At 61.6% G+C, this 26,651-nt stretch carries 27 protein-coding genes and 1 pseudogene; 14 read left to right on the top strand and 14 right to left on the bottom strand.

The window, feature by feature from the left end:
* Positions 1-5: 5 nt before the first annotated feature.
* Both AC1DUP_RS16300 and AC1DUP_RS16305 read right to left on the bottom strand, forming a co-directional pair.
* Positions 6-1,076 carry an efflux RND transporter periplasmic adaptor subunit gene (locus tag AC1DUP_RS16300; protein ID WP_477833182.1) on the bottom strand — a complete coding sequence of 357 codons (1,071 nt, stop codon included), beginning with the start codon at positions 1,074-1,076 and terminating at the stop codon, positions 6-8.
* Complete coding sequence (locus AC1DUP_RS16305; RefSeq protein ID WP_477833183.1) at positions 1,073-2,149, bottom strand: efflux RND transporter periplasmic adaptor subunit; 1,077 nt, start codon at positions 2,147-2,149, stop codon at positions 1,073-1,075. Before AC1DUP_RS16305 ends, AC1DUP_RS16300 begins: the two co-directional genes overlap by 4 nt.
* Positions 2,150-2,252: 103 nt before the next feature.
* On the opposite strand from AC1DUP_RS16305, the gene AC1DUP_RS16310 reads away from it, so the two are divergent.
* The 3 genes from AC1DUP_RS16310 to AC1DUP_RS16320 all read left to right on the top strand — a co-directional run bounded on the left by AC1DUP_RS16310 (position 2,253) and on the right by AC1DUP_RS16320 (position 4,972).
* On the top strand, positions 2,253-2,870 hold the full coding sequence (locus AC1DUP_RS16310) for a TetR/AcrR family transcriptional regulator (protein ID WP_477833184.1): 618 nt from the start codon (positions 2,253-2,255) through the stop codon (positions 2,868-2,870).
* Positions 2,871-3,323: 453 nt separating this feature from the next.
* The gene (locus AC1DUP_RS16315) at positions 3,324-4,067 is read left to right on the top strand and encodes an SDR family NAD(P)-dependent oxidoreductase (protein ID WP_477833185.1); all 744 of its coding nucleotides are present in this window, start codon (positions 3,324-3,326) and stop codon (positions 4,065-4,067) included.
* Entirely contained in the window at positions 4,064-4,972 is a 909-nt protein-coding gene (locus AC1DUP_RS16320; protein ID WP_477833186.1) for a sigma-70 family RNA polymerase sigma factor, read from the top strand. Before AC1DUP_RS16315 ends, AC1DUP_RS16320 begins: the two co-directional genes overlap by 4 nt.
* A 144-nt stretch (positions 4,973-5,116) precedes the next feature.
* On the opposite strand, the gene AC1DUP_RS16325 is transcribed toward AC1DUP_RS16320, so the two are convergent.
* On the bottom strand, positions 5,117-6,058 hold the full coding sequence (locus tag AC1DUP_RS16325; RefSeq protein ID WP_477833187.1) for an NmrA family NAD(P)-binding protein: 942 nt from the start codon (positions 6,056-6,058) through the stop codon (positions 5,117-5,119).
* Positions 6,059-6,132: 74 nt separating this feature from the next.
* Here AC1DUP_RS16325 and AC1DUP_RS16330 point away from each other — a divergent pair, with 74 nt between their 5' ends.
* Positions 6,133-6,933 carry an AraC family transcriptional regulator gene (locus tag AC1DUP_RS16330; RefSeq protein WP_477833188.1) on the top strand — a complete coding sequence of 267 codons (801 nt, stop codon included), beginning with the start codon at positions 6,133-6,135 and terminating at the stop codon, positions 6,931-6,933.
* Between the two features lie 259 nt (positions 6,934-7,192).
* Complete coding sequence (locus AC1DUP_RS16335) at positions 7,193-9,190, top strand: ABC transporter ATP-binding protein/permease (RefSeq protein ID WP_477833189.1); 1,998 nt, start codon at positions 7,193-7,195, stop codon at positions 9,188-9,190.
* 54 nt (positions 9,191-9,244) lie between these two features.
* Here AC1DUP_RS16335 and AC1DUP_RS16340 read toward each other — a convergent pair whose 3' ends face one another.
* Both AC1DUP_RS16340 and AC1DUP_RS16345 read right to left on the bottom strand, forming a co-directional pair.
* Complete coding sequence (locus AC1DUP_RS16340; RefSeq protein ID WP_477833190.1) at positions 9,245-9,841, bottom strand: GNAT family N-acetyltransferase; 597 nt, start codon at positions 9,839-9,841, stop codon at positions 9,245-9,247.
* A 100-nt stretch (positions 9,842-9,941) separates the two neighbouring features.
* Positions 9,942-10,088, bottom strand: coding sequence for a hypothetical protein (locus tag AC1DUP_RS16345; protein WP_477833191.1), 147 nt, complete (start codon positions 10,086-10,088; stop codon positions 9,942-9,944).
* A gap of 201 nt (positions 10,089-10,289) precedes the next feature.
* On the opposite strand from AC1DUP_RS16345, the gene AC1DUP_RS16350 reads away from it, so the two are divergent.
* From AC1DUP_RS16350 to AC1DUP_RS16360, 3 genes are all read left to right on the top strand, one after another.
* Positions 10,290-10,694 (top strand): hypothetical protein, encoded by a 405-nt coding sequence (locus AC1DUP_RS16350; RefSeq protein WP_477833192.1) that lies wholly within the window; start codon positions 10,290-10,292, stop codon positions 10,692-10,694.
* 107 nt (positions 10,695-10,801) lie between these two features.
* Positions 10,802-11,635: a universal stress protein gene (locus AC1DUP_RS16355; protein ID WP_477833193.1), complete on the top strand. Its 834-nt coding sequence runs from the start codon at positions 10,802-10,804 to the stop codon at positions 11,633-11,635.
* A gap of 190 nt (positions 11,636-11,825) precedes the next feature.
* Complete coding sequence (locus tag AC1DUP_RS16360; protein WP_477833194.1) at positions 11,826-12,296, top strand: nucleoside deaminase; 471 nt, start codon at positions 11,826-11,828, stop codon at positions 12,294-12,296.
* A 28-nt stretch (positions 12,297-12,324) separates the two neighbouring features.
* On the opposite strand, the gene AC1DUP_RS16365 is transcribed toward AC1DUP_RS16360, so the two are convergent.
* The 5 genes and pseudogenes from AC1DUP_RS16365 to AC1DUP_RS16385 all read right to left on the bottom strand — a co-directional run bounded on the left by AC1DUP_RS16365 (position 12,325) and on the right by AC1DUP_RS16385 (position 16,653).
* Positions 12,325-14,115, bottom strand: coding sequence for a heavy metal translocating P-type ATPase (locus tag AC1DUP_RS16365; RefSeq protein WP_477833244.1), 1,791 nt, complete (start codon positions 14,113-14,115; stop codon positions 12,325-12,327).
* A gap of 324 nt (positions 14,116-14,439) precedes the next feature.
* Complete coding sequence (locus AC1DUP_RS16370) at positions 14,440-15,666, bottom strand: arabinose transporter (protein ID WP_477833195.1); 1,227 nt, start codon at positions 15,664-15,666, stop codon at positions 14,440-14,442.
* A 33-nt stretch (positions 15,667-15,699) separates the two neighbouring features.
* A pseudogene (locus tag AC1DUP_RS16375) lies at positions 15,700-15,807 on the bottom strand (oxidoreductase); the annotation flags it as partial.
* Positions 15,808-15,848: 41 nt separating this feature from the next.
* Complete coding sequence (locus AC1DUP_RS16380) at positions 15,849-16,169, bottom strand: carboxymuconolactone decarboxylase family protein (RefSeq protein WP_113301859.1); 321 nt, start codon at positions 16,167-16,169, stop codon at positions 15,849-15,851.
* Positions 16,170-16,257: 88 nt separating this feature from the next.
* Positions 16,258-16,653: a (R)-mandelonitrile lyase gene (locus tag AC1DUP_RS16385; protein ID WP_113301875.1), complete on the bottom strand. Its 396-nt coding sequence runs from the start codon at positions 16,651-16,653 to the stop codon at positions 16,258-16,260.
* A gap of 116 nt (positions 16,654-16,769) precedes the next feature.
* Here AC1DUP_RS16385 and AC1DUP_RS16390 point away from each other — a divergent pair, with 116 nt between their 5' ends.
* A complete protein-coding gene (locus AC1DUP_RS16390; RefSeq protein WP_113301860.1) occupies positions 16,770-17,657 on the top strand; it encodes a LysR family transcriptional regulator in 888 nt (295 codons plus the stop codon).
* 17 nt (positions 17,658-17,674) lie between these two features.
* Here AC1DUP_RS16390 and AC1DUP_RS16395 read toward each other — a convergent pair whose 3' ends face one another.
* A complete protein-coding gene (locus AC1DUP_RS16395; protein WP_477833196.1) occupies positions 17,675-18,247 on the bottom strand; it encodes a TetR/AcrR family transcriptional regulator in 573 nt (190 codons plus the stop codon).
* Positions 18,248-18,403: 156 nt separating this feature from the next.
* Between AC1DUP_RS16395 and AC1DUP_RS16400 the strand changes: the two genes are divergently transcribed.
* The gene (locus AC1DUP_RS16400; RefSeq protein ID WP_477833197.1) at positions 18,404-18,973 is read left to right on the top strand and encodes a DUF308 domain-containing protein; all 570 of its coding nucleotides are present in this window, start codon (positions 18,404-18,406) and stop codon (positions 18,971-18,973) included.
* Between the two features lie 199 nt (positions 18,974-19,172).
* On the opposite strand, the gene AC1DUP_RS16405 is transcribed toward AC1DUP_RS16400, so the two are convergent.
* Complete coding sequence (locus AC1DUP_RS16405) at positions 19,173-20,093, bottom strand: ornithine cyclodeaminase family protein (protein WP_477833198.1); 921 nt, start codon at positions 20,091-20,093, stop codon at positions 19,173-19,175.
* Between the two features lie 626 nt (positions 20,094-20,719).
* On the opposite strand from AC1DUP_RS16405, the gene soxR reads away from it, so the two are divergent.
* Positions 20,720-21,178, top strand: a complete 459-nt coding sequence (gene soxR / locus AC1DUP_RS16410; RefSeq protein ID WP_477833199.1) for a redox-sensitive transcriptional activator SoxR — start codon at positions 20,720-20,722, stop codon at positions 21,176-21,178.
* A 167-nt stretch (positions 21,179-21,345) separates the two neighbouring features.
* The gene (locus AC1DUP_RS16415) at positions 21,346-22,509 is read left to right on the top strand and encodes a M20 aminoacylase family protein (protein WP_477833200.1); all 1,164 of its coding nucleotides are present in this window, start codon (positions 21,346-21,348) and stop codon (positions 22,507-22,509) included.
* A 198-nt stretch (positions 22,510-22,707) separates the two neighbouring features.
* On the opposite strand, the gene AC1DUP_RS16420 is transcribed toward AC1DUP_RS16415, so the two are convergent.
* Entirely contained in the window at positions 22,708-23,286 is a 579-nt protein-coding gene (locus AC1DUP_RS16420) for an LOG family protein (RefSeq protein WP_477833201.1), read from the bottom strand.
* Positions 23,287-23,454: 168 nt separating this feature from the next.
* A complete protein-coding gene (locus tag AC1DUP_RS16425; protein WP_477833202.1) occupies positions 23,455-24,750 on the bottom strand; it encodes a sensor histidine kinase in 1,296 nt (431 codons plus the stop codon).
* 260 nt (positions 24,751-25,010) lie between these two features.
* Between AC1DUP_RS16425 and AC1DUP_RS16430 the strand changes: the two genes are divergently transcribed.
* Both AC1DUP_RS16430 and AC1DUP_RS16435 read left to right on the top strand, forming a co-directional pair.
* Complete coding sequence (locus AC1DUP_RS16430) at positions 25,011-25,937, top strand: LysR family transcriptional regulator (RefSeq protein WP_113301867.1); 927 nt, start codon at positions 25,011-25,013, stop codon at positions 25,935-25,937.
* Positions 25,938-26,071: 134 nt separating this feature from the next.
* Complete coding sequence (locus AC1DUP_RS16435; protein WP_113301868.1) at positions 26,072-26,644, top strand: EF-hand domain-containing protein; 573 nt, start codon at positions 26,072-26,074, stop codon at positions 26,642-26,644.
* The last annotated feature ends 7 nt before the right edge of the window (positions 26,645-26,651 follow it).

Below are 26,651 nucleotides of genomic sequence, written 5' to 3' on the forward strand. Positions count from 1 at the left end.
TTTCCTCAGTCTACTCTGACGGCCTGGCCATCGACAAGCTTGTGAACGCCGGCGACGACGACGCGATCGCCCGGGCTGACGCCCTCGGCGATGCGGACGGAGCCTCCTTCGACGATGTCTCCGTCGATCCTGATCGGGCGTATGGAAACCTTAGCCGAGGCGGTATCGACCACCCAGACGTTCGGCTTTCCGTCCTTCGTCAGGATGGAGGAGGAGGGGAGCAGGATCATCGGCTCAGCATGGACGGTTGCGGTTGCCGTGACGACCGAGCCCAGTCGAAAGGCTGGCGGCGGATCGACGAGCGTTATCTTCGTGCGCCGCGTGCGCGTCGTCGCCTCGGCTTCCGGCGCGATTTCCCTGACCGTGCCGCTCGTGCGGATGGTCGGGTCCAGCTGGAGGGCGACCTCGAAGGGCGAGCCCACCTTGAGGCCATCGAAGCTTGCGACCGGTATGTCGATCACTGCGTCGCTCTGTTCGGGGCGGGCAATGGTGGCGATGCTCTGGCCGGCGGCCACGACCTGGCCCACTTCGGCCGATGTCGCCGTCACGACGCCGTCGAATTCCGCCCTGAGCTGCGTGTATCCGAGCTGCTCTTCGGCCTTGTCCAGATTGGCCTGCGCCTTGGCGACCGCAGCTATGGCGCTCTTGCGCCCGAGTTCGGCCTCTTCATAGGCTGCTTCACTTCCCGACCGGCTCGCGAGCAGGGAGCGCTGGCGTTCTTCAGACGATGCGGCATTCGCCAACTGTGCCTGGGCATTCGAAAGCTCGGACTGCGAACTCTTGACCGCAAGCTCCAGCGCCAGTGGATCTATGGCAGCAATGACATCGCCCTTCCTGACGACGTCGCCAACGCTGACCTTGCGGGCGATGACCCGTCCGAGGACGCGGAATGCAAGCTGGGTCTCGATCCTGGCCTGCACTGTTCCCGGCAGGGTCAGTGCGGAGGCCGCGGTCGGCTTGACGACGACGGAAAGGGCGGGACGCGGCGGCTGCTCATGGGCTTCCTCCTGCTTCTCGCAGGAAGCCAGCAGCAGTGACCCGAGGATCGCAAGGCCGGCTGTGATACGGATATTCATTCTGCGGCTCCCTTGCCGTATGCGACGACTTCGCCCGATCGCAGGAATTTCGTGCCGTCGACGACGACGATGTCTCCCGGGGAGACACCCGCGCGCACCTCGAAACGGCCGGTCTCATAATCGGAGACATCGACCGGATGCAGCGACACGCTCGAGGAGGCGGGGTCGATGATCCAAACGGCCGGCTGGCCGCTCTTGGAGGCCATTGCCGACCACGGCAATTCGATTGCGTTCTGCGCCTTGGAGCGGAAGGAGCCGACGACAGGCGCGCCAAGCTGCATGTCGGGCGTCGCTTCGAGGCCCACCTTGACCCTGATCGTTCCCGTCGACGGGTCGATCGTGGGTGAGATTTCGCGCACGGAAGCTTCTATCTTGTGCGATGGCGCCGAGAGGGAGCTGACGGCGACCGTGTTTTCAAGGTTTCGGCCGAGATAAAGGGACTCGAAGACGTTGAAGACGGCATCGCGCGGCCCATCATGCGCAAGCGTGAAGATGAGCTGCGCCGCTTGCGCGACCTGGCCGACTTCGGCGTTCCTGGCGGTGATGACGCCATCGGCATCGGCGCGCAGTTCCGTGTAGGAAAGTGCATCCTGTGCCGTATCGAATTGAGCCTGCGCCAGTTTCACGCTGCCCTGGGCTGTCAGCAGCGCTTCCTGCGCCTGATCGAGTGCCGCACGGGTCGCAACCTGCGTCCTGAAGAGGTTCTGCTGCCGGCCGAATGCCAGCTGGGCCTGCGTCTGCTGGGCAAGTGCGGACTGCAGGTTCGCGGTGGCGACGCCGAGATCGGCCTTCTGCTCTTCGGCGTCCATGCGCGCCAGCACCTGTCCCGCCTTCACCGACGATCCGACATCGACGAAACGCTCGATGATGCGCCCGCTGACCCTGAAGGAAAGGTCGCTTTCGACGCGGGCGCTGACCTCGCCGGTGATGGCGTTGCTTTCGACTGTTGGCGTGACCTTGGCCACGACAGCCTCCACATTTCTGGGCTTTGCCTCACTCGCGCTTTGCTCTTCGCATGAGGCGAGCGCGACTGCGCTGACGCCCAGCCAGGCGGCAACAAGGACAGTTTTCATGATTTACCTCTTGCATCGGTTCGGCAGACGAATAATATTGACTAACCCATCAGTCAATGAAAATTTCTTGACGCTTGACCACGAAAAACGCTCAAGGTGAGCCATGCTAGATACGAAGAAACTGACGCGTGCCGAGCAGAAGGCCCGCCGGCCCATAGAGATCCTGGATGCGGCGTTCGAAGAGTTCGTCGAGCGCGGCTATGTCGCGACGCGTGTCGAAGACATTGCCAGCAGGGTCGGGGTCACGAAGGGAACCGTCTATGTTTACTTCGAGACCAAGGAGCAGCTTTTCGAAGCGATGATCCGGCACATTTCGGTGCCCCTGGAAGGTCTGCTGGCGAGCGCGAGTGAGTTGAAGGGAACCGCCACGGAGCGGCTTCAGAAGACGATCGAGCTGATCTACGATCTCGTGGTCAGGGACCGCAGATTGCGCGAACTGATGCGGTTCATCATCGCCGAAGGTTCGCGCTTCCCCCAGATCGTCGACAGGCACCACGAGGCATTCATCGATCCTCTCGACTGGCAAATGCAGTCCCTCATCGATGACGGCGTAAGGCTTGGCGAATTCCGCTCGGCGCCGGCTGCGTTCTCCGATGCCGTCGTGGCGCCTGCCATAACCTTCCTGTTCTTCAAGCTTCTCTTCGACGAGCGGCGGCCCCTGGACAGGGATGCTTACGTGAAAGCGCATATCGATCTTGTCCTCCACGGGTTGTTGGCCTGATCGGCACGGTGGTGGGGTTGTGGTCAGGTGATCCAAGCCGTGAAAGACGGTGTATGTGGCCCCCTCATCCGCCCTTCGGGCACCTTCTCCCCTAGGGGAGAAGGGGTGTGTTGCACCGCCTCGGCAATCTCAAGGGCGTCGTATGCCACGTCCCCTCTACCCAGCGGGGAGAGGGTTAGGGTGAGGGGGCTCCGGGCACTACAGACCGGGTCCTTTGCCGAGCGCACAGCTACCCGTCTCTTCCCATCGTGAAACCTTTCGATTTGTAATCCGCCGTCATGACCGGCGCGGAAATCCATTCGCAATCGATCACCGCCGATTTTCGGTCGAGCCAGACTTTTGGACACTGGCCCCCACAAATCGCAAATGGCGATGACTCTTTTCACCTCGTTGGAACGTCGTTGTTGCGACCGTCGTCGAGCGGTCGGACTCGACCCGAATGAGGACTGAGAGATGGATCTGGAAGGAAAGCGAATTGTGGTTGTCGGCGGAAGCCGCGGCCTGGGGAGGGGGCTCGCCGAGGCATTCGTTGCTCGCGCGGCCGTAGTCACCGTGGTCGCCCGAAACGCTGATGCCGTGCAGGGGGCAGGCGAGCAATCGGCCGCCAGTGCCATATCGGCTGATGCAACCGATGTCGACGCGGCATGGCGGATCATGGAGCAGACGCGACCCGATCTCGTCATCATGAATGCCGGTGCCGAACCGCCCATGGAACGGATCGACCGGATTGGCTGGGAGGCATTCACGGCCAACTGGAATGTGGACGTCAAGGCCGCGCTGCACTGGGTACAGGCTGCCCTGACCCTGCCGATGACGCCGGGCGGGCTTGTCGTCCTGGTTTCCAGCGGAGCCGCCGTGCAAGGGTCGCCGCTATCGGGCGGTTATGCGGGCGCCAAGCGCGCGCAGTGGTTCATTGCAAAATATGCCGAGGGCCTGTCGGCGCAACTCGGTCTGGGTCTGCGCTTCCGGGTCATCGTTCCCCGGCAGATGTTTGCCGGAACCGGTGTGGGCGATACCGGCATCGGTGCCTATGCTGCGGCGGCGGGTCGGACATTTGCCGAACAGGCCGCCACCTGGCCGGACATGACGCCGCGGGCTTTCGGCGATATGGTCGCCGACCTGATCGGCAGGACTGCTCTCGCCGAGGCCATGGTCTACGCGGTGCGTGGGGATACGGGTGTGACGGTCATCGAATGACAGAAGACGCTGCTCTCGAAGACGAAGAGAGGAAAGCACTGCTCGCAGCGCTCGCCAGCGAAGCGGATGCGCTTCGCCCCGAACTGCATCGCTATGCTGCTCGTCTGGTGGGTTCTGTCATCGACGGCGAGGATGTGATTCAGGACGCGTTTGCCAGGGTATTTGCGACGGCCGGCTCGATCCCGCCGGGCACCCCGCTGCGACCCTGGCTATTTCGCATCGTCCATAACAGAGCCATAGATGCGCTGCGCCGACGCAGCACGCTGCGATCTGAGCCCATTGAGATGGCTTTCGATCTGGCCGATATCAGCGCCGTCGGCCCGGAGGACGCGCTGATCCGGCAGGATGCGGTGCGGGTGGCGCTCGGCCACTTTGCAGAATTGCCTGTGCCGCAACGCAGCGCTGTCATTCTCAAGGATGTGCTGGGAGAGTCGCTTGCGGACATCGCATCGCTGCTGGAACTCAGTGTCGATGCCGTCAAGGCCCATCTGTCGCGCGGTCGGGCGAGATTGCGCGCCATCTCCGACGTGCGGTCCGAGGTTGCGCCACCGCCGAGTCCCGAGGTCCTGAACTTCGCAGCGCTCTTCAACGCCCGGGACTGGGACGCTCTGCGTCGCCTGCTGGCGCAGGATGTTCGGCTTCGTCAGGCGCGACGGCCGGAAATCTCCGGTGCCGCCGACGTCGGTCGATTTTTCACCTATTATGCTGAATATCCGCCGGTCAGGATCGAACCGGCCTGGCTGGAAGGCCGGGAAATATTGCTGGTATCAGCCGAACCGCCTGATGGTTCTTCCTATTTCATGCTGCTCGAATGGCGGGAGCAAAAGATAAGCCTGATCCGCGACCATCGCTATGCGACCTATGTCATTGAAGGGGCTGATGTCGTGCTGGCTGCATCGCGGTGACCGACATTAGGTAATGCGTGCCTTCTCGACGTCCGCATGGCGCCAATTGCGGTCATATAGCTGCCGCAATTTAATAATTTGCGGCAGCGTCCAATAAAGACTGGAGATTGCTGGGAGGGTTCACAAAACCAGCATGACGTCGAGCTAGTCCCTGGCAGTCCACATGGAAAACGTCTCTCGTTGGTCTCCCGCTCTGACCGCCTCCAGGTAACGCGGCTTCCAAACGCCAGCAATGAAGACCTCCATCGTCGTGGGCAATTTCGGACGATCCTCGTGCTCCCCATGGAACCTTACGATGCCATTGTTCAAAGCGTCAGCACTCAGCGTGTCGTCCTGCCATTTTTCCGGCGTCCCGAACCGCGCCAGAAATTCAGCCTCCACGTCTTTGCGGGTCGTCTCGATGTATCGGTACTCCACCGGCCTGCCGATCTCCTTGCCAATGATCACCGCCAGTTCGTTCATCGAGACATCTTCCGAGCCGACTTCGAGATAGACGCGGTGTCTGCCCGTCGGATTGGTCAGTTCCTTCGCTGCCAGCCATGCGATGTCATCGGTCGCCACCCAGGGCATCTTCAAATCAGGTTTGCAGAACCAGGCAATTCGACCGTATTTGGCAACCGGCCCCGTCCACGCCGACACGTCTTCCATGAACCAGGCGGCGCGCAGGTGGACCAGATTGATATCGCCGAGTTCGTTGAGCTTTTCGTCCAGATCGTGGAAGCACTCGAAATGACCCGTCTTCCCCTTCACGTCCGAACCCATGGCCGTCAGGCTTACGGCCAGTTTGACGGAGGATTTTTCGAGCGCATCGACAAAGCGCTGGGCAACAGCGGGGTAGTGTCCCTCGATGTTGTTCCAATCGGTCTTCACCATCAGGAACGCGGCATCTGCACCCTGGAAAAATTGGTCAAGGTCTCCCGCTCCTGTGTCAAAGCTTCCCAGGAATGGCTCTGCTCCGAGCTCGACCAGTGCGTCAAGCGCTGGGCCACCTCTCGACAACGCTCTGACCTGATGCCCTGATCTCAGCAGGGTCCGGGTCAGCTTGGCGCCAACTCGTCCCGTGGCGCCGACGACAGAAATTCGCATGACAGTCTCCTTTCGGTTGTTGATCGCCCGATTGTAGACTGTTGCAGTCCGTACGAATTTGGAGATAATGCCAAATGATCTCCAAATCGGGTCAATCCGCAAAACTGCCTTCCTGCTACGACGACTTTGATCCCGACTGGTCAGATCGCCCGGCCATCGCTGTCCGCCTCGACTTCAGTGACTATGAGGCTGAAGTGCCCCAGCACCAGCACAAGCAAGGGCAGCTCATTTTGGCTCTGCACGGGGCCGTCACATGCAGGACGGAGAATGGCATCTGGATTGTCCCACCAGACTGCGGAGTCTGGATACCCGGCGGCGTGCCCCACAGCAACCAGGTCACGTCCATCGCACGCCTGTCCTATCTGTTCGTTCAACCCGAAGCGGCCAAGCTGCCGCAGGAGTGCTGCACTCTGTCTGTGTCGCCGATGCTCCGCGAGATGATCCTCCGACTGGCGGATGTACCGGTCAGCTCTGCTCCGGACGATCATGTCGGCCGTATGGTGCGGGTCTTGCTGGATGAACTCGCGCAAATGCCGGTACAGGGGCTGGACTTGCCCGCGTCCAGCCATCCCAAAATCGCCGCGATCACTGCTGCCCTGATGGCGGAGCCGAGCGACCGTCGCACCCTGGTCGATTGGGCGGCACACGTTGCCATGAGTGAGCGATCCTTGAAGCGGCTGATGGTCCAGGAAACGGGACTGACCTTCGGCCGATGGCGGCGGCAACTGCACCTGGTCATCGCGTTGCGCGAACTGGCCAGCGGCGCGACGGTCCAGAGGGTGTCGGGCGACTTGGGATATGAATCGGCTACCGCCTTTATCGTCATGTTCAAGAAGGCATTGGGCACAACACCAACACGCTACTTCGCGAGATGATTTGCCGAGTGGCCGAATTCGGCAACGCTGGTCGGCCTTTGCGGCACATGCCATGACCGCAATGGGCCGGCTGCGGTCACGGCGGTATCTGCTGCCGAATAGCGGATTTTCGCGCCTGGTTGTGTCCTGCGGCGGTGCGGTTCGGGTTCTCGCCGAGATATCGGTTCGATCGAAGCCGTCGATGCACCTTCCGGTTTCCGGCAAGCACCAAGCTTGCCCCATCGTGAAACCTTTCGATCGGTAATCCGTTTCCGCTGGCATGACCGACGCAAAACTGAAACCGACATCGGTCGACGGCGCCAAGCCTGATGGTGCCGAGGAGACGCACCAGGGCAAGGCATCGACTGTCGAGGTCGCGCCGCCGCCAGATGTTATCGAACCGGATCCGGGCCTGACGCCCGAGGAGGCCGAGAGGGCGCGCAAGAAATATCTGCTGAAGCGTTTCTGGATCAGTGCGCGCGGCTACTGGGGCCGTGGCGGCGACGGTTTTGCCTGGCCATGCTCCATCGGGCTGTTGATCATGATCGGCATGAATGTCGGTTTCCAGTATGGGATCAACAGGTGGAACCGCGGCATATTCGACGCGATAGAGCGGCACGATGCCGGCACCGTCTATTATCTGAGCGCCGTCTTCCTGCCGCTGGTGGCCGGCAGTGTCGTCCTCGTCACCTGCCAGGTCTATGTCCGCATGATGATCCAGCGGCACTGGCGCCGGTGGCTGGCGACCGGGCTCATTGCGCGCTGGCTGGCGAACGGCCGTTACTATCAGCTGAACCTCATCGGTGGCGATCACAAGAACCCGGAGGCGCGTATCTCCGAGGATCTGCGGATTGCCACGGAGTCGCCCGTCGATTTCACCGCCGGCGTCATCTCGGCCTTTCTGTCGGCCTCGACCTTCATTGTGGTTCTCTGGACGATCGGTGGTGCCCTGACCCTGCCGATCGGTGGGATGTCGATCACCATTCCCGGCTTTCTCGTCGTCACGGCGGTGCTCTACGCGCTCATTACGTCGACGACGATTGCCGTCATCGGCCGACATTTCGTTCAGGTCTCCGAGGTTAAGAACCAGGTGGAAGCCGAGTTTCGCTATACGCTGACGCATGTGCGCGAAAACGGCGAGAGCATCGCGCTTCTCGGTGGTGAAGAGGAGGAGCGCAGCGACCTCGACAAGACGTTTTCCAATGTGCTGAGCCAATGGGCGCAGCTTGCCCATCAATATATGCGCACGACCTTCGTGTCGCATGGGTCGATGCTGATTGCGCCTGTCGTACCGGTGCTGCTTTGCGCGCCGAAGTTTCTGGAAGGCAGCATGACGCTGGGTGAGGTGATGCAGGCAGCGTCAGCCTTCGCGATCGTCCAGACCGCTTTCGGTTGGCTCGTCGACAACTACCCGCGGCTTGCCGACTGGAACGCCTGCGCGCGGCGCGTCGCCTCATTGATGATGTCGCTCGACGGGCTGGAACGCGCAGAACAGAGCGACGCGCTCGGACGCATCCAGCATGGTGAGACGGAAGGCGAGGCGATACTCAGCCTCAACGATCTCGCCGTGTCGCTGGATGACGGTACTGCCGTGGTCACGGAAACCCAGGTGGAGATCGAGCCAGGCGAGCGGGTGCTCGTGGCCGGTGAATCCGGCTCGGGCAAGAGCACGCTGGTGCGCGCCATCTCCGGTCTCTGGCCGTGGGGTCGCGGCAGCGTCGATTTCCACGCCGACAGGCGGTTGTTCATGCTGCCGCAGCGGCCCTATATCCCCTCGGGCACGCTGCGCCGCGCCGTCGCCTATCCCAATGCCGCCGACGGCTGGCCGCTGGATGAGATCAAGAACGCGCTCGACAAGGTCGGGCTCGCCTATCTCAACGAGAAGCTCGAGGATGACGCGCCGTGGGACCAGACGCTGTCGGGCGGCGAAAAGCAGCGGCTCGCCTTCGCGCGCCTGCTGCTGCACAATCCCGATATCATCGTACTCGACGAGGCGACGTCAGCTCTCGATGAGAAGAGCCAGGACAAGATGATGGAGATGGTGATCCGGGAATTGCCCAAGGTCACCATCGTCAGCGTCGCGCACCGCGTCGAGCTCGAAGCCTTCCACAGCCGCAAGATCACCCTGGAGCGGCGCGAGGGCGGTGCAAAGCTCGTGAGCGACATCGATCTCGTCCCCCGCAGGAAAAAAGGGAATGTGCTCTCACGCCTTCTGGACAAGCGGCCGAAGGGCAGCACGAGTTCCAGCAAGGCGGCGGCGTCACAGAAGAAAAGCTGAAGAGCGCCTGGGCGAGTCACGGCTGCTGCGAACATATCTCTTGCGAACGGCAGGTTACGCCGCTGCCAACAGATTTTTCTGAAAACGATGGGTCAGCACAGTAGGCCCTGTGGTGCTGCCTTTCGGCATCCACAGATAATCTTCAAACGTCTGAGAGAGCGTCCATCCCTCTCGAAGATAGAAATTTTCGGCGCGGCTGTTGCCCGCCGTACAGAACAACTCGGCCTCCCGCACCCCGTTTTCCGAGAGCTTTCGCTCCGCAAAGGATAGAAGCTTTTGCGCTATGCCTTGCCCGCGCGCATTCCTGCCGACATAGAGCTTGACGATTTCCGCGTCTTTTACCGTCACGAATCCCCGCAGTTCGGTGTCGATGGCGACGTGGAAGGTGTCTCGCGCCTCGCCAAGCCAGGTATGAAAGTGGTCTATCGTCCTGAACGCCAGAACCTCCGGGGGCACAAGGGCGGCGTGGGCATCATGCCACCCCTGGTGCCACAGGCGCACGATGCCAGCTTGGTTCGCCGCTTCCGCCAGCCGAATTGTGAGCACTGAAATACCTTTCGAATTTGTGGCTATCTCCGGAGTGTTCGCATATGGAGCTGTACAATCTATTGAATACAAATTATTATTAACTGCTAATAATAAAGCATTCACCGATCTTCTCTATAAAAGAGATAAGCGTAAGAGGGAGGGGCCTCTGTTTATTGTATCGGTATTGGATGAGGGCGAAGAGAGAAACTTCGTTGCCGTTGCTTTACACATCAGCGACGGCCAGGTTCACATCGATGTCGGCGGCGTCGAGCACCATTTCGAGCTTGTCGACCTGATCGACATTCTCTCGGTCGAACATCGTCGCACCCATGATCTTAAAGGGCGCGTGCGCGCTCGTGCGGCGTGCCATTAATCACTGTCCCGCCCGGCATCGACTGAGTGCCGGGCCTTAACCAGGCCCCTTGCCGGGGCCGGCATCGATCGCGTTCGCAGTCCGCTGCCGGACGCTGTTGCGCATCGACTGACGTCAAAACTTATCCGTGATTTGGGGAACCTCGACCGGCAGGCGAAGTTGTCCCCGATGACCAATGAAGCACAATGGAGGTTTCTCATGCTTCTGAAGTTCATCACGGCATCCATCCTTTCCATTGGGCTGGCTACCTCTGCGATGGCGCAATCATCGGGTGCGGGCGGTGGCGCAGGCGGTGCGGCGGGAGGTGCTGGTGGTGCTTCCAGCAGCGGTACGATCGGCTCCGGCGCATCTGGCGGGGCTGGCACATCCGGCAGCGTCGGCACGGGTACCAATAGCGGGGATACGCTGGCGCCGGACGCAAACAGCACCACCAACAGCATCGTCCCCGATCCCGGCAGTACGAACCCGTCCGTGCGCGGCCCCTCCGGCACCGGCAATGGCATGGGCACCGGGACGCCCGATTGCAATGGCATGACCAGCACCGGTTCCTCGGCAGGGCTTCCCGGCGGGGATTCATCCGCACAGGTCCGCCCCAACTGCTAGCAGGACTTTCAGGCGAGATCGGGCGGCGGATCGTGGTTGACTGATGTCAAAGACCACATCGGGTGGGATTGCTAACGTCGTGATATCAGTCACGGAGGGCAGCCATCATGGCCATCACGACAGTTCTGAGCATCCTCAAAAGCAACAGATATGAGCAGGATCTGAAAAGCGCGGCGAGCTTCTGCGCCGCGTATGGGGCACATCTGACAGCGCTTGCCGTTTTCATGGGCGCGGCCCCGTCGCTCGGCGAATACAATGCCATCTCCACCGTCTGGCTGGATGAGAGGCAGCGGGAGATCGACGAACTCGCGTCGACGGGCGCCAAAATCAGGGAGACGCTTTCCACCAGCGACCTCTCGTTCGAGGTCCAGGATCTCTATACCGAATTTGCCTGGGCCGACGAAGATATCGCGCAGCGTGCGCTTTATGCCGACGTCGTGCTCCTGGGATCCGATGCGGCCGAGGACGCGAGTTTCAGAAAGCGGATCTTCGATGGCGCGCTTTTTCAGGCGCCGACGCCGATCCTGATCAACCGCGGGCGACACGCGATTACCACGTCCCCAAGAGCCGTCATCCTTGCATGGGATTCCAGCAACGAGGCGGCGCGGGCGGCCCGCCAGTCGCTCGATCTCCTGGAAAAGGCCGAGATCGTTCATGTGACCATGGTCGACCCGATGGCGCGGACAGGCGTGAACGGCGAAGAGCCGGGTGCCGATATAGCGGCCTTCCTTGCCCGCCACGGCGTCAAGGTGCAGGTCGATCGCCTTTCGAGCGAAGGCAAAAGCGCCGACGAGATCATTACCCGGCATGCGGTGGATATGGGCGCGGACCTCATCGTCATGGGGGCTTACAACCACCCGAGATGGCAGCAGAGCCTGTTCGGCGGCGTGACCCGCAGGATGATCGAGGATTGCAAGCTGCCGCTGTTTCTCGCCCACTGAACGAGACAACCGATAAACATCGCCGCCGTCGTCTGCGATCCCGATGGGACAAAGGTGACGGTGACGTCGTCTATTCCTCGTAACGGTGGCAGAGACACAGGCTGCCGATCCTGAATCTGAATTGCAGCCCTTGGAAATCTCCCCGATCCCAGACAAAATCATCCCGCTCTAACTTCTGGGGGAGACTCTGATGGAAAACCACGAGCCGTTTTTACGCGAGGCGATTGCGCTCTCGAAATCCGCGATGGAAAACGGGGACGAGCCGTTTGGCTCGGTGCTGGTGAAGGACGGCGAAGTCATCCTGCGTGCCGAAAACAGCGTCTTTACCGGCCACGATATGACGAACCACGCCGAGCTGAACCTGATCAAACTGGCGGCGCAGCATTACGACACCGCATATCTTGCTGACTGCACGCTCTACACCAGCACGGAGCCGTGCGCGATGTGCTCCGGGGCGATTTACTGGTCGGGCATCGGGCGAATGGTGTTTGCTTGCTCCGAAGCGCGGCTCGGCCAGATCGCCGGGATCGGTTTGAACGTGCCGAGCCGGGCGGTGCTGCAAACCGGGGCGCGCATCGTCACCGTCGATGGACCAAACATCGAAGAGGAAGCCGCCGCAGTCCATCAGGAATTTTGGCCGAAGCATCTGGCCAAGGCTTAGAGCTCGGCTCAGGGGTCGCGATGCGGGCCTAGCGTAGTGCCCGCAGCGCGTTCAGGATCACGGCCACATCGATTACTTCCTGCAGCATGGCGCCTGTCACCGGCGGCAGGAAGCCGGCGCCGGCGAAGAGCATGGCGATGAGCGAGAGACCAATGCCTGCGAGAATGCTCTGGATAGCGATGGCGCGGGAACGTCTTGCAATTTCGATGGCGGAGGCGATCCTGTTCAAGTCGTTGCGGATCAGGACGATGTCGGCGGCTTCGGCCGCGGCCGCGAGATTGGTGGCGCCGACGGCGATGCCGACATCGGCGGCTGCGAGTGCGGGAGCGTCGTTGACGCCGTCACCGACCATGAGAACCTTTCCGCCCAGGCGTTTGCTCGCCGCGCGTTCCCTGGCGATGACCTCGACCTTCTCGGCGGGAGACAGTCGCGCCTCGACGGCATCCAGCGACAGGGAGCCGGCAATGGCGGCGGCGACGCTGCGCTCATCGCCGCTCGCAAGCACGATCCGGCCAAAACCCAGCTTGCGCAGCTTGGCCACGAGGTCGACGGCATCGCCGCGCAGGCGATCCTCGAAACCGATTTCGCCGGCAAGCTGGCCGTCGAAGAAGACCTTTGCCTGCATTCTGCCTTTCCCCTCGGCGGGGCGGGAAGGCTTGCCATCCGGCGTGAAGTAATTGTCGCCGCCAACGCTCACCCTGATACCGTCGACAAGCCCGGAAATGCCGGCGCCTGCAAGCTCCGATACGTCGGTCGGACGCGACAGCGTCAGCTGGCGCCTCCGCGCCTCCCTGACGATCGCACGGCCGACCACATGCGACGATGCCTGGTCCAGCGAGGCGGCGAGACGCAAGATCCTGTCTGTGCCTTCGGGCCCCTCGATGGAGACGACCTCGGGATCGCCCGCCGTCAGCGTGCCGGTCTTGTCGAAGACCGCGACGGAGGCGTCGGCCAGGATTTCCAGCGGACCTGCGCCCTTCACCAGCACGCCCGCCTTTGCAGCCTTCGAGGTTCCGGCCGCGAGGGCGACGGGAACGGCCAGGATCAGCGGGCAGGGGGTTGCCACGACGAGAACCGCGACGACCCGCGCCATGTCACCGGACAGGATGGCGGAGCCGAGCGCGATTGCCAGCGTCAGGAGAAGAAAGGCGATCGCATATCGATCGGCGAGCCGCGCTATCCGCGCCTTGGAACGCCGGGATGCCTCGACCAGTTTGACGATGCCGGAATAGGTGCTGTCCTCGGCGCGGCTTTCCACCCTGATCTCGATCGCGTCCCCGGCATTGGTGGCGCCGCTTTCGATCCGCTCGCCCCTCTGCAGGTGAACCGGGAAGGCTTCGCCGGTCAGGACGGATTGATCGATCGATGCATTGTCCGACATCAGCGTACCATCAGCCGGGATGACATCACCTCTGCGGATCATCAGGATATCGCCGACCGCAATGTCCGGAATGGGAACTTCTTCCATGCCGTCTTCCAGGAGGCGAAGTGCCGTTCGCGGCACCTGGGCCAGCAGGGCCGACATGCCTTCGTCGGCCCGCCGATGCGCATAGGCTTCCAGAAACTGGCCGCCGGCATACATCAGCGCGATGATCGCTCCTGCCAGATATTCACCGAACCAGAGGGTCGAGCCCATGGCGAGCGCCGCGATCAGGTCGAGACCAAAATCGCCGTTTCTGAGCTTGGCCATGATGTCGATCAACAGGAATGCGAGGGCGGCGCTGGTGCTTGCAGCAAGGGCAAGGCGGCTTGCGGAACCGTAATCCAGCAGGAAAAGGACGAACGCGCCCGCCAGACCGATCACCGCTGCCGCCGCCATGATCGTCGACCTCAACCCGACATCGGGCAGCCATGCGTGCAATTTACCGAAAATGCGAATTCGGGGATGCGCTTTCGGTTCGTCCAGAACGCTCATGGCCCGCACGCCTCCCATGTTCCGGTTGGGCGTTTCCTCTTGGCTGCGCAGGATCGATGCTTTGAACTCGTCGCCTGGCACCCGTCATGCGGTCAGGAATCTGGCATAATTACAGGATTTCTCCTTGATCTCACTCAAGCTGCACCGGCTTTTCAGGTTGAGGTCCGGAACCCCTGACGGGCATGGCAACCATGCGCCATTGCGGAGATCGGATCCGCCTTTCCGGCTCTACTCGCTCGGTGACGCATGCTCGGAAGTTTGCTGTGACCGCGTGCCATCGCGGTTCATCAGCTTCACGGAGATGAATGCCGATCCGAGAACCGCCAGTGAACTGACCAGAAATACGGCCGAAAGTCCTGCCTCGGTTGCGACCAGGCCAAGCGCCGGCCCCGATATGCCGAGCGCAAGGTCAAGGCAGGCCGTATAAGCACCCATCGCCAGACCTCGGCTTTCGGGTGGTGCGCGGCGAACGGCTTCAACGCCAAGGCCGGGAAAGACCAGCGCATAACCGAAGCCGACGAGACCGGCGCCAAGGGCAGCCGGCAGCGTCGAGGGTGCCAGGCCCATCAGCACGAGCCCGGCGACCTCAATCAAAACGCAGATCAGCGCAACCTTTGCGCCGCCCAGCCGATCGGGCAGATGGCCAAAGGCCAGGCGGGCGATGACCAGGGCAACGGCATAGGTCGTAAAAGCCAGCCAGACAGGCGTCCAGCCATTCGCGGCAAAGAGCAGCGAAGCGAAAGAGAGGATTACGCCGAAACCGATACTGCTGAGCGCGGCTCCGAGACCCGGCAACCAGATCTGCCGGGCAACGGCAAGGATTCCGGCTCTACGGCGATGCTCCGGCGGCGTTGCGCGAAGAGGGAAGACGACAGCCAGCGTCAGAAGCGGCGCAATCAGGGTGGCTGCTGCGATGGCAGCAAATCCGCCGGCGCTGTAAAGTGCGATGCCGAGCGGCGCGCCGGCGGCGAAAGCAGCGAACATCGCCGTTCCCATCCAGGCGATGACCTTGCCGGCATTGCTCGCTCCGACGAGGCCGAGCCCCCACACGGTCGCGCCTGTAATGATGAAGCTTTCCGCACCGCCCAGAACTGCGCGGCCGGCCAGCAGGACACTCAGGGCGATGATCGGATGAGCTGTGAACCATAAGGAGAGCAGATAGAGGAGGCCGGCGGCGGAAGCTGCAACAAGGCCAAAAATGACCGAGTATTTCGGGCCTCTGCGATCACAGACATTGCCCGACCAGACGCGTGAGAAGAGCGAGGCGGCGAACTGACTGCCGGTTACCAATCCGACGGTGAACGTGCCATAGCCGAGATCCTGGTGGACATGCAGCGGCAAGACCGGCAGGGCCAGGCCAATCACGAGGAAGGCGACAAGCACCATGATCATGATCGGCAAAAGCGTCATGATCACGGTGCGCCTGGAGGCTGGAGCCAGCGACGTCGTCGACATTACGGTGCGTCCTTGATCCGGTCGGCCGTGAACCTAGTAAGCCTGAACCGTGGGCCGGAACAGGACTTCGTTGATGTCGACGTCATCAGGCTGGCTGATGGCGAAAGCCACCGTGCGGGCGAAGGAGCTGGCCGGAATGGCTTATGACGATGACCTTGCCGGCAATACCTTCCGTCATGGTTTCAAGCCTCCTCGAAGACCTTGCGGGCGACCGACAGGGCCGTGCTGGCAACCGGCCAGCCGCCATAGAACGCAAGATGGGTGATGGTTTCGACGATCTCGTCGCGGGTGACGCCGTTATCGAGCGCGCGCTTCAAATGAAACGGCAACTCATTGTGCCGGTAGAGCGCAATCAGCGCCGTAATCGTCACGAGGCTGCGATCGCGCGGCGACAGGTTCGGGCGCTCCCAAAGGTCGCCAAAAAGAACCTTGTCAGTATAGTCGGCCAAAGCGGGGGCGATATCGCCGAAGGCTTTACGGCCATTGGATGGTGTATCTGCCATTGCTGTGTTTCCTGGTAAAAGAGGGGCCACGACAAGCATCGTCGTGGCGGCAAGGAACGAGCGTCGATCCATGAGACGCTCCTCCGGTTCAGCGGCGATATTGCGCGTCGGAAACTTTCTCCATCCAGTCGACGTTCCTGCCGTCGAGCTTTTCCTGGATGGCGATATGGCTCATGGCCGCAGTTTCGCTCGCGCCGTGCCAGTGCTTTTCGCCGGCGGAGAACCAGACGACATCACCAGGGCGGATTTCCTCGATCGGGCCGCCATCACGCTGCACCAGGCCAAGACCGGACACGACGATCAGCGTCTGGCCGAGCGGATGCGTGTGCCAGGCCGTACGTGCGCCGGGCTCGAAGGTGACGAGAGCGCCGGCTGCGCGGGCCGGTTCCGGGGGCGCGAAGAGCGGATCGATCCGGACCGTGCCCGTAAACCAGTCTTCCGGGCCTTTGACCGAAGGCTGCGAGCCGCTGCGCCTGATATCCATGATCGTCTCCATTGCTGCTTGGCGAGTGATGTCCGCCATTCACAAAGAAGATACGCCCTGCAAACTCATCCGATTAGATGGTATAATCCGAATGAACCTATAGGCAGGGGCAATAAATGGCCGAAAGTCTCGATGACCTGATGGCGTTTCTGACGGTCGCGCGGGAGCGGAGCTTTACCCGTGCCGCCGCAAAGCTCGGCATTGCGCAGCCGACGCTCAGTCAGAACATTCGCGCGCTGGAAGAGCGGCTTGGCGTGCGTCTTCTGGTGCGCACCACGAGGAACGTCTCGCCGACCGAAGCCGGCCAGCGCCTCCTGCAGACCGCCGGGCCGCGACTGGAAGAAATCACGGCTGAGCTGGATTCCCTGAAAGAGCTGCGGGATAAGCCGGCCGGCACGTTCCGTATCTCGGCGATCGACTTCACCGTCGATTACATCCTCTGGCCGAAGCTCATGCCCCTCCTGCAAAAGCACCCCGATATCAGGATCGAGATTGCCGTCGATTACAGCATGACCGACATCGCCGCCGGCGGATATGACGCCGGCATACGTCTGGGCGGCGTCGTGGCGAAGGACATGATCGCTGTTCCGATCAGCGGCGCTTCACGCTTCGCTGTCGTTGCGTCCCCCGATTACTTTGAAAATCGCCAGATCCCGACGGTGCCGCAGGATCTGACCGAGCATATCTGCATCAATCTTCGGCTTCCGACCTATGGAAATTTCTATGCCTGGGAATTCGAGAAAGACGGCCGCGAGCTCAGGGTTCGTGTCGACGGCCAGGTCGCATTCAACGGAATTTTCCAGATCCTGAATGCCGCGCTCGCGGGATACGGGCTCGCCTATGTTCCGGAGCCGATGGCCGCCCCGCACATAAAGGCCGGCCGTCTGCGCCGCGTCCTGGAAGACTGGTGCCCTTATTGGGAACCCTATCATCTCTATTACCCGACGCGCCGCCAGTCCTCGCCCGCGTTTTCCCTGCTCGTCGATGCCGTGCGCCATCGGTGAGGGCGCAGCCGTCGCCTCTAGGCCCTGAGCCTGGCGAGTTGCGGGCCGACGATTGCGGCAAAGAGGTCGGGATGGCCAAGCGCGCGGGCCGACAGCATGGCGCCGTGGACGCAGGCCATCAGGATCTGCGCTTCCTCCTCGGGCGACTTGTCCAGCCGGAAGAGTTTCTGCTCCGCACCGGCCTTCAGCACCGATGTCAGCCAGGCGGCCAGGTTTTCGAAATGCCGGCGCACGTGTGATGCCACATGGTCAGGCAGCATCTGTATTTCGGCCGCCAGCATGGCGCAGACGCAGAAAGGCTCCGACGCGTCGAGGATGCATTTCTGCCAATAGTTCAGATAGGCCTGCAGCTGTTCGACGGGGCCGGGGACGTGTTCGCGCAGCGACTTCAGGCCGGATTCGGCGCGCTGCGTATAGCGGTCGACCAGCACCTGCACCAGCTCGGCCTTGCTGGGGAAATGGTGGTGGATGCTCGCCTTGCGGATGCCGACCGCATCGGAAATATCGGCATAGCTGAACCCGTTATAGCCTCCCGCCACGACGAGGGACTGCGCGACGTCAAGGATCTTTTCTGCGGTCGTCTGTTCCATGGATCTTGGCTACCTGCTGGTAGGCAAGGCTGTCAAGTTGGCGCAGCTGGTTCGCTCACGAGCATGTGTTCCAGCCGTCTCAAAGCAGGAGCTTTTGACGATTGACTCCATGAATTTATCTACCTACTAGTAGGAAGACACAACAAGGAGCCTGTCATGCAGAACCAATCTTCCCCGCAATCGAGCTGGTTGCGATCCTACTACTTCGTCCGTGCGCTGTTTTCGATCGGCTGGATCGTCGCCGCCATTCTTTCAGCCACTCTGTCGGGAAGCCAATCGGCACTCGCCTCCGTGCTGCTCGTCATCTATCCGGCCTGGGATGCGGTGGCGAACCTCGTGGACGCCCGCTCGAACGGCGGCCTGAAGGCGAACCCCGCCCAGACGTTCAACGTCGCCGTCAGCACGATCACCACCGTCGCCGTCATCATCGCCGTCCTGAACAGCACCTATGCCGTCCTCGCCGTCTTCGGCGTCTGGGCGATCCTATCCGGCCTGCTACAGCTTTCGGCCGCCGTGCGGCGCTGGAGCACCTACGGCGCTCAATGGGCGATGATCCTCAGCGGCGCGCAGTCGACGCTCGCCGGCGGGTTCATGATCAGCCAGTCGCTCGGTACCACGCCGCCGAGCATCCTCGACATTGCACCCTATGCCGGGTTCGGTGCCTTCTATTTCCTTCTGTCGGCAATATGGATGACAGTTGCCGCGAATAGGAAAGCGAATGCGTGATGGGTGAGGGGGCGCCCAGCCCCAAACCGGAATGTGGGGTGTTTTTCGCGAATTTCTCGCGCGAGATCAGAGGTATCCCAGCGAGATGGGCTGTCGGTGAGGCACCCATATACCTCCTTAATTCCTGTGTGGACGCGCGGTAGCTGGGACGCCACGGCAGCCCAGCTACCGCGCATACGCCGCAGGAATATCTATGAGGTCAAAATGCGTCGAGCAGAGCTGATGCCAACATCACTTCGGTTCCGGCGAGCCCAACAGAGCAGAATAGAGTTATGTCCTCTGGCGAGGACCGGATCCTTCCGGTCGTAGAAACCAACTCGGCGAGATCGACCATTCGATTTTCGTGTCGCGTGCCAGCGAGAAAAAAGGGCGAGGCGTAGGCTCGCGTTTGTTCAGGCGCATCGGTGGCTATGATTTTGGCAGCATCAGCGACGTCGAGCCCAATTTCATGCCCTCCGACAAGCTTGGGGCCAACGGTGTTGACGTGAGCGCCCGGCGTCAGATCCGCAATATGCAGGATTGGGGTCCGGCTCGAGGTCGCGCAGATAACGATGTCGGCATCCGCCGTCGCCTTCGCAACACTTTTAACAGGCGTGACCTCTACACTGAGTTCGCGTTGCATCTCTTGGGCGAAAGCTCTTCTGTTGACCACATCCCGGCTGTACACACGAACGGAGGATATCGTTCTGACTGCTACGGCCGCAGCAAGCTGGGCTCGCGCCTGGACGCCGCTACCGATTACGGCCACGGACCTGGCATTCTGTGAGCTCAGGTGCCGGATCGCAACGCCGCCGATTGCGCCGGTCCTGATGGCACCGAGACGTTCCCCGAGAACCAGGCCTTTCAGTCTTCCCTCGTTCGTCGACCAGACGGCGACGATTTGAGACTGCTTCGAATTCTGAAACGTATCGTACACACGGAATCCGGCCAGTGGAGCTTCGCCAAGGATCCCGCCCACCGTGAAGACCAGATCGCCATGCTCTCCGAAGGAGACGTGATGCCTTGGCGGCGATACGATCTTGTTATCGAGCCTCGCTCGAAAGGCGAGTTCCAAGACATCGATTGCCTTCGCCATCACATCGTGGCCGATGAGGTCGTGATCGCCGAGCAGCTTGACCATTATCACGCCTTCCGATGACTGAGAGAGTTGCCTTGATGCTACGCATCGTGAGATCTCCAGATACAAGCATCACCAATTGGGCTGATCGGGCATTCTCCGGCCCCGCCACTGAAGCGACAATTATGGCACCCTCGGAAAAGCAGGGGGTGTGAAGAACCGCCATCGAAATGCCACCGCGGTCAAAAGTCCAACGCCGGCGCCAGCTATGATTTCGGCAAGCCACCGGTCTTGAGGCTCCGGTGAAACCGCCCAGTAAACGGCTGCGAAAGCAACTACAGCGGCAGAAACGAGGACGGCCCGTCGAACCGACAGCGGCCAGGCTAATGCAGCGTAGAAAAAACCCGTTTCAAAACCGACGATCGCTGTCACCAATTCCGGGACAGCGTCAGTTGATGCTCCGCTATAGCCACTGATCGCGCGATACGTAAGCACGAGGGACGCAATGACAAAGGTTTGCGAGGCCGCTGCCGCGATCGCCGTGCGTCCCCTGGAGGTCCGATTTTTTGAATATCTGAAGAAAGCCATCCGTCATCCTGACCGCGGCCAGCTGCGAAAATCGCGTATCTTGTCCTGCCGCGATAAGTTCTCTACAACCTTAAGTGAACTTTAGGTCAAGGGGCAGACAAATGGCGCGAGAACTTACTGTTGGAGACGTTGCCAAACGGTCGGGGGTAGCGGTTTCCGCGCTTCACTTTTACGAGACCAAGGGCCTTATCCGAAGCTACCGCACGGCGGGAAATCAGAGACGGTATTCACGCGATGTTTTACGGCGAGTAGCAGTAATCAAAGTCGCTCAGAATCTTGGGATTTCCTTGAATTCCATTGGTGACGCGTTGTCCTGCCTTCCAGCGGGACAACCACCCTCCAAAGAAGACTGGGAGACCATGTCCCAGCGATGGAGAGAAGAATTGAACTCGCGGATACATCAACTCCAGAAATTGCGCGATGGACTTTCCGATTGCATCGGCTGTGGGTGTCTTTCCCTCGATAAATGCGGGCTGGTCAACTGGGCAGACAAACTTGCGTTGAGGGGGCCAGGCCCGCATCGACTGATCGATGGGAAAAAGCGGAGAGTCAAAAACTAAGAGCCTTGGAACACGCATGGCCGGCGACGATCGATATGTCCGGCTCTCACATCTTCCCGATCCACTCCCGGGTTGGCAAATCGCCGCCGCAGCGGCTAATCTCCCACCACCCCACCTTCGGTCGAGGTCTCACCCCATCCCGGCCGCACTATCACGAGGATACTATCATGAGCACCATCGAAGCCGTTGCCGAAGAGGCCAAGGGCTGGCGGCGTCATATCCATCAGAATCCGGAGCTGCTCTTCGACCTGCCGGAGACGGCGGCGTTCGTGGCGGGCAAGCTTGCGGAATTCGGCTGCGATGACGTCACGACCGGGCTTGCCAGGAGCGGCGTCGTCGCCGTCATCGAGGGGGCGAGAGGTCCGGGCAAGGTGATCGCGCTTCGCTGCGACATGGATGCGCTGCCGATGTCGGAGCAGACCAATCTTCCCTATGCCTCCAGAAATGCCAACCGCATGCATGCCTGCGGCCATGACGGGCATACCGCCATGTTGCTCGCCACCGCAAAGTGCCTTGTCGAAAACCGGGATTTTGCCGGCAAGGTGGTGCTGATCTTCCAACCGGCGGAGGAGGGCGGCGGCGGAGCGCGGGTGATGATCGAGGAAGGTCTGCTCGAAACCTTCGGCATAGACGAGGTCTATGGCATGCATAACGAGCCGGGCCTGGAGATCGGTTCCTTTGCCACGCGCGCAGGCCCGTTCATGGCGGGTGCAGACCGTTTCGTCATCACCATCAACGGCAAGGGCGGGCATGCGGCCTCGCCCAACATGACGCGCGATCCGGTGCTCGTCAGCGCCCATATGGTCACCGCGTTGCAATCGATCGCCTCACGCTTCACCGATCCCTTCGATCCCGTCGTCGTTTCCATCACCTTCTCGGAAGCGGGCAACGACAAGGCGCTGAACGTCATTCCGGCCTCCGTACGTCTCGGCGGCACGATCCGCACCATGCAGGTGGACACGAGGAAGGCCGTCGAGCAGCGGTTCCGCGATATCGTCCATGGCACGGCGAAGCTGTTCGAGACGGAAGCCGAGATCGACTGGCGGCCGGGTTATCCGGTCACGGTCAACGACCCCGACAAGACCTCGGCGATCGTTTCTGCGGCGGCGCGGGTGGCTGGCGAGAGCCAGGTGGATGCGGCCTACGAGCAGTCGATGGGGGCGGAGGATTTCTCCTATATGCTGGAGAAGCGGCCCGGTGCGATGATCCTGATCGGCAATGGGGAGAGTGCGGGTCTGCACCACCCGGCCTATGATTTCAACGACAAGGCGATTGCGCATGGGGTGCGGTACTGGCTGTCGCTGGTCGGGCAGGAGCTTGGGGGGGAATAGGCGGCTGCCGGAAAAGACCCCGCCCCAAACCCCTCCCCACAAGGGGGAGGGGCTTAACCTGCCGCAATCGCGTTCTGTATCTTCGACGTTTCGGGAGGAGCGAGGCGGTGGTCCAGGTTAGTCCCTCCCCCTTGTGGGGAGGGGTTGGGGAGGGGTTTTGCCACGATACAGACCAGCATGTCGGAGGTGCCTACCCCCTCACAACCACTTCGGCACTTCAACCCGCTGAAACGCCCTGAGATCCCCGATCAACCCGCCCGCATCCGCATTGACCGAAATCGAATAGCGATGCGCGGGCGGCAGGAATTTCGTCTCCACCATGTGGTCGATGAACTTGAGAAAGGCATCGAAGAAGCCTGCGGAGTTCAACAGCCCGACCGGCTTGTCGATTTCGGAGAGCTGGTTCATGGTCCAGACCTCCAGCAATTCCTCCATCGTGCCGATACCGCCCGGCAGGGCGATGAAGGCATCGGCAAGGTCTGCCATGCGCTGCTTGCGGATGCGAAGCGTCGGCGCGATTTCATCCGTCGTCAGTTTCGGGTGCGAATGGCCGCGCTGGTGCAGGCTTTCGGTGATGACGCCATGCGCCGTGCCGCCGGCTTCGAGCACCGCATCGGCGACGACGCCCATCAGGCCCTTTGTCGTGCCGCCGTAGACGAGGCCGATGCCCTCACGCGCCATGGCCCGGCCAAGCGCCCGGGCGCCATCGGCGAAATCTTCCGTTGCGCCGAAATTCGATCCGCAGAATACCGCGATGGATTTGATGGAACGTGTCATGCTCGGGCGCCTTTCCTGTGCTTTTGCTCACACGCATTAGCGGCCGGCCGCCGCAAAGGAAAGCTGGCAGGAGGCTCTGTCCGGCGTCAGCCCCGATATGCACAAACCCCATCCCGCTATTCGGAAAGATGCGAATGGAAGGGTGACGTTTCGGGCTGCGATAAAGCCTTACCGATCGGGCTGCGTTTCGGCTGCCGGCAGCCAGAAGCGGAAGAGGGCGCCGCCATCGCCGGCATTGGCGGCGTTTATATCGCCGCCGTGGCTGAGGACGATGGACTGGCAGATCGAGAGGCCGACGCCGACGCCGTCCTGTTTCGTCGTGTAGAAGCAGTCGAAGATCCGGCCGAGATCGGCAGCCGAAATGCCGTCACCGCTGTCGCGGACGGAGAATTGGATTCTCCCGTCCGCCTCGCTGGTGGCGATCTCGATGCGGCGTGGCCGCCTCGCGGCGCTGACGACGGCCTCGATGGCATTGACGAGCAGGTTGACGACGACCTGCTGCACCTGGATGCGGTCGCCGAGGAAGGTGGGCAGGCCGGGCCGGCAGACCACCGAAAGCGAGATCGCATGCATATCGGTCTCATGGCGGACGAAGGACAGCGCGTCCCTGACGATGTCGTTGAGATCGAGCGGCATTCGCGTGTTCAGTTGGCCGCTCGCCATGCCCCGGACGCGCTTGACGATTTCGCTTGCCCTATGGGCGCTCGCCGCCATGCGCGTGGCAAGCTCGCTGATTTTGGCAAGGTTCGGCTCGTCGCGCGAAAGGTGCCGCATGGTCGTCTCGCAGTCCGTGACGATCGCGGCAAGCGGCTGGTTCACCTCATGGGCAATCGAGGTCGCAAGCCTGCCGAGGGTGGAGAGCCGCGCCGTATGCAGCGGGTCGACTTCGTGTTCCTCGGCTTGTCTCCGTGCGGTGATATCCTCCAGCACGACGAGCAATGTGTCGAGACTGTCGGGCGAGAAGGTGACCGACAGTTTGACGTCCAGGACGGCGCCCTTGAAGCTGCGCATCTTCATTGGCTCGCTGAAGAGCTTCGCTCCGTCGAACCAGGCGCGTATCAGCCTTTTGATGGTCTCCGGCGATGCCGCAAACAGGTAGCTGGCCGGCCCTGCCAGATCGTCCGACGAAGAGGCCTGCAAAAGGGAAACGGCCATCTCATTGGCATCGGCGATGAACAGGCCGGCGCGGGAAATTGCAGTGGTGAACAGGTGCTCGGCATCGCCCCTGGCTTTCGATCCGGCAAAGAGCGCACTGAGCCTGGCGGCATCGAGCTGCAGGACCGGAACCGGAAGGTGATGGATGGAAGCCGTATAGTGCGCCTCGCCGCGCGGGCGTCTTGCCGACGGATTGCCTTCGGCGCCGCCCTTGATGACGACGATCGGAGCAAGCCCGGCAGAGCGCTCGCCCCGGCTGGGGTCGTTCCATCGGGCAGCGGCGTTCCTCGCTATCGGCGTGTCGGCCATTGGCTCTTCCTATAGGTTTCAGGCCAAATGTTTCAGCCAATATGTTTCGGCTTGGGCAACATTCTGGTTGAGACAATACTTCCCCGTCGCGGCGCGCGCCGTTTCTGAGCGCGCGTCGACCTCGCGGCCGCCATTGGCGACACCACATCCGTCATGATAGTAGCCATCAGGCTGAATAGAGTCGTGGCAGGTTAAAGCGGGGGCAAGGGCGGCACAATGCCCGCTTCCGTCAACAGGGTGTTGCGCTCAGTGGAACGCAGATGATCGACTTGGATGATATCAGAAGCTTCGTGGCGGTGGTCGAAAGCGGCGGCTTCAACCGTGCCGCCCAGAGCCTCGGCGTTTCGAAATCGATCGTCAGCAGGCGCATCGCGCGGATGGAAAGCGATCTCGGCGCGACGCTCGTCAACCGCAGCACGCGCGGCATCAGCGCAACGGAAGCGGGGCTCGAATTCAAGCTGCGCTGCGGGCGGATCCTGGCCGAACTCGAGGAAGCGCGGGATGCAGTCGCCACCTATGCCGGCGGCGATGTCACCGGGCGTCTCAGGCTTGCCGCACCGCTCTCCTTCGGCCAGCGCTATCTCGGACCTGTTCTGACCGAGCTTGCCGGCCGTCATCCGCGGCTCGAACTCGACGTGTCCTTCTCCGAGCGGGCCGTCGATCTCATCAACGAGCATTACGATGCGGCGATCCGGCTCTTCGAACTGCGCGACCCCTCGCTGATTGCGCGGCGCATTGCGCCGGTCAGGCCCTTCATCGTCGCCAGCCCCGATTACATCGCCCGCAACGGCCGCCCGGAGAGGCCGGAAGACCTGGTGTCGCATAGCTGCATCATCTATTCCGGGCGCCATATTCCGGAGTGGAAGTTCCGTGCCGGCAAGCGCATGGTGTCGATCCGCCCGAACGGGCGGCTTCTGACCGATAATGCCGAGGTGCATCTGAGTTGGACGCTCGCCGGGCTCGGCGTAGCGGAGCTGCCCTCGTTCATCGTCGCCGACGAGATCAGGAAGGGCACGCTCGTACCGCTGCTGGTCGATTATTATCTGGATGAGGGCGCAATCTATGTGGTGCGCCCACCCGGACCGCATGTGCCCGCCAAGGTGCGGGCGCTGATCGAGATCATGCTGGAGCGGCTCGGCGGGGAGGGAAGTGCTGCCTATCCCCCGGTTCTGCAGGCAGGAGAATAGGCCGGCCCGCCTGTTTCCGGGAATTTCGTTACAGTTGTAACACAAGGCTGAGATACACGTTTTCGGCCAGTTTCAAGCAAGCTCCGCTTTCCAGTTTGCGCGCATCCACACGCCAAACAGAAGGATGAAGCACCATGATCGTCGGCTCCGATAATTCAACCCGCAACGTGCCCAGCTATATGCCCAGGGTCGCCGTCTCCGTTTACGGCGAGGGGAAATACGACAGGACAAGCGGGGAACTGGTGAACACGCTTCCGGCAAAAACGGATGATCAGCTGCTGGCCGAACTCTACGATCGCACCGCCCAGCAAACGCTCGACGATGCCGATATCGACGGCGACGGGCTGATGAGCAAGGACGAATACATGGCCGCTCAGAAGCGGCTGGCCGATGCCGATAACAGGATCTTCGATATCGATGCTGCAGAAGAACGCTGGTCGACCTTCGATCCGACCGCCAAGGGGGCGATCGACAAGAACGAGATCATCGAGGGCCTGAAGATCCTTCTGCCGCTCAAGGTCGGCCATCTCGATGCCGATATGGCCGAGCGCATCCGGGCGCAGGCCCTGGAGGCCTCCAAGGAAGCGCTGCAGAATTTCCAGGACGCCGTCGACGCGGAAAGCAGGAAGCCGGCAATGGCGGAGACGATCAAGAGGACGATTGCCGAACAGGCCTCGCTGCTCTCGCTCTATGACGAGTTCAAATAACCGCGGC

This window comes from Rhizobium sp. 01L419, assembly GCF_056400025.1.

Coding starts and splice junctions, on each gene's coding strand:
- AC1DUP_RS16355 (WP_477833193.1), top strand. CDS start 10,802: ATGGCCATCACGACAGTTCTGAGCATCCTCAAAAGCAACAGATATGAG.
- AC1DUP_RS16345 (WP_477833191.1), bottom strand. CDS start 10,088: ATGGCACGCCGCACGAGCGCGCACGCGCCCTTTAAGATCATGGGTGCG.
- AC1DUP_RS16330 (WP_477833188.1), top strand. CDS start 6,133: ATGATCTCCAAATCGGGTCAATCCGCAAAACTGCCTTCCTGCTACGAC.
- AC1DUP_RS16435 (WP_113301868.1), top strand. CDS start 26,072: ATGATCGTCGGCTCCGATAATTCAACCCGCAACGTGCCCAGCTATATG.
- AC1DUP_RS16415 (WP_477833200.1), top strand. CDS start 21,346: ATGAGCACCATCGAAGCCGTTGCCGAAGAGGCCAAGGGCTGGCGGCGT.
- AC1DUP_RS16370 (WP_477833195.1), bottom strand. CDS start 15,666: ATGTCGACGACGTCGCTGGCTCCAGCCTCCAGGCGCACCGTGATCATG.
- AC1DUP_RS16300 (WP_477833182.1), bottom strand. CDS start 1,076: ATGAATATCCGTATCACAGCCGGCCTTGCGATCCTCGGGTCACTGCTG.
- soxR (WP_477833199.1), top strand. CDS start 20,720: ATGGCGCGAGAACTTACTGTTGGAGACGTTGCCAAACGGTCGGGGGTA.
- AC1DUP_RS16365 (WP_477833244.1), bottom strand. CDS start 14,115: ATGGCGGCGGCAGCGGTGATCGGTCTGGCGGGCGCGTTCGTCCTTTTC.
- AC1DUP_RS16380 (WP_113301859.1), bottom strand. CDS start 16,169: ATGGCAGATACACCATCCAATGGCCGTAAAGCCTTCGGCGATATCGCC.
- AC1DUP_RS16430 (WP_113301867.1), top strand. CDS start 25,011: ATGATCGACTTGGATGATATCAGAAGCTTCGTGGCGGTGGTCGAAAGC.
- AC1DUP_RS16385 (WP_113301875.1), bottom strand. CDS start 16,653: ATGGATATCAGGCGCAGCGGCTCGCAGCCTTCGGTCAAAGGCCCGGAA.
- AC1DUP_RS16395 (WP_477833196.1), bottom strand. CDS start 18,247: ATGGAACAGACGACCGCAGAAAAGATCCTTGACGTCGCGCAGTCCCTC.
- AC1DUP_RS16315 (WP_477833185.1), top strand. CDS start 3,324: ATGGATCTGGAAGGAAAGCGAATTGTGGTTGTCGGCGGAAGCCGCGGC.
- AC1DUP_RS16350 (WP_477833192.1), top strand. CDS start 10,290: ATGCTTCTGAAGTTCATCACGGCATCCATCCTTTCCATTGGGCTGGCT.
- AC1DUP_RS16420 (WP_477833201.1), bottom strand. CDS start 23,286: ATGACACGTTCCATCAAATCCATCGCGGTATTCTGCGGATCGAATTTC.
- AC1DUP_RS16320 (WP_477833186.1), top strand. CDS start 4,064: ATGACAGAAGACGCTGCTCTCGAAGACGAAGAGAGGAAAGCACTGCTC.
- AC1DUP_RS16310 (WP_477833184.1), top strand. CDS start 2,253: ATGCTAGATACGAAGAAACTGACGCGTGCCGAGCAGAAGGCCCGCCGG.
- AC1DUP_RS16360 (WP_477833194.1), top strand. CDS start 11,826: ATGGAAAACCACGAGCCGTTTTTACGCGAGGCGATTGCGCTCTCGAAA.
- AC1DUP_RS16335 (WP_477833189.1), top strand. CDS start 7,193: ATGACCGACGCAAAACTGAAACCGACATCGGTCGACGGCGCCAAGCCT.
- AC1DUP_RS16400 (WP_477833197.1), top strand. CDS start 18,404: ATGCAGAACCAATCTTCCCCGCAATCGAGCTGGTTGCGATCCTACTAC.
- AC1DUP_RS16390 (WP_113301860.1), top strand. CDS start 16,770: ATGGCCGAAAGTCTCGATGACCTGATGGCGTTTCTGACGGTCGCGCGG.
- AC1DUP_RS16305 (WP_477833183.1), bottom strand. CDS start 2,149: ATGAAAACTGTCCTTGTTGCCGCCTGGCTGGGCGTCAGCGCAGTCGCG.
- AC1DUP_RS16325 (WP_477833187.1), bottom strand. CDS start 6,058: ATGCGAATTTCTGTCGTCGGCGCCACGGGACGAGTTGGCGCCAAGCTG.
- AC1DUP_RS16425 (WP_477833202.1), bottom strand. CDS start 24,750: ATGGCCGACACGCCGATAGCGAGGAACGCCGCTGCCCGATGGAACGAC.
- AC1DUP_RS16405 (WP_477833198.1), bottom strand. CDS start 20,093: ATGGTCAAGCTGCTCGGCGATCACGACCTCATCGGCCACGATGTGATG.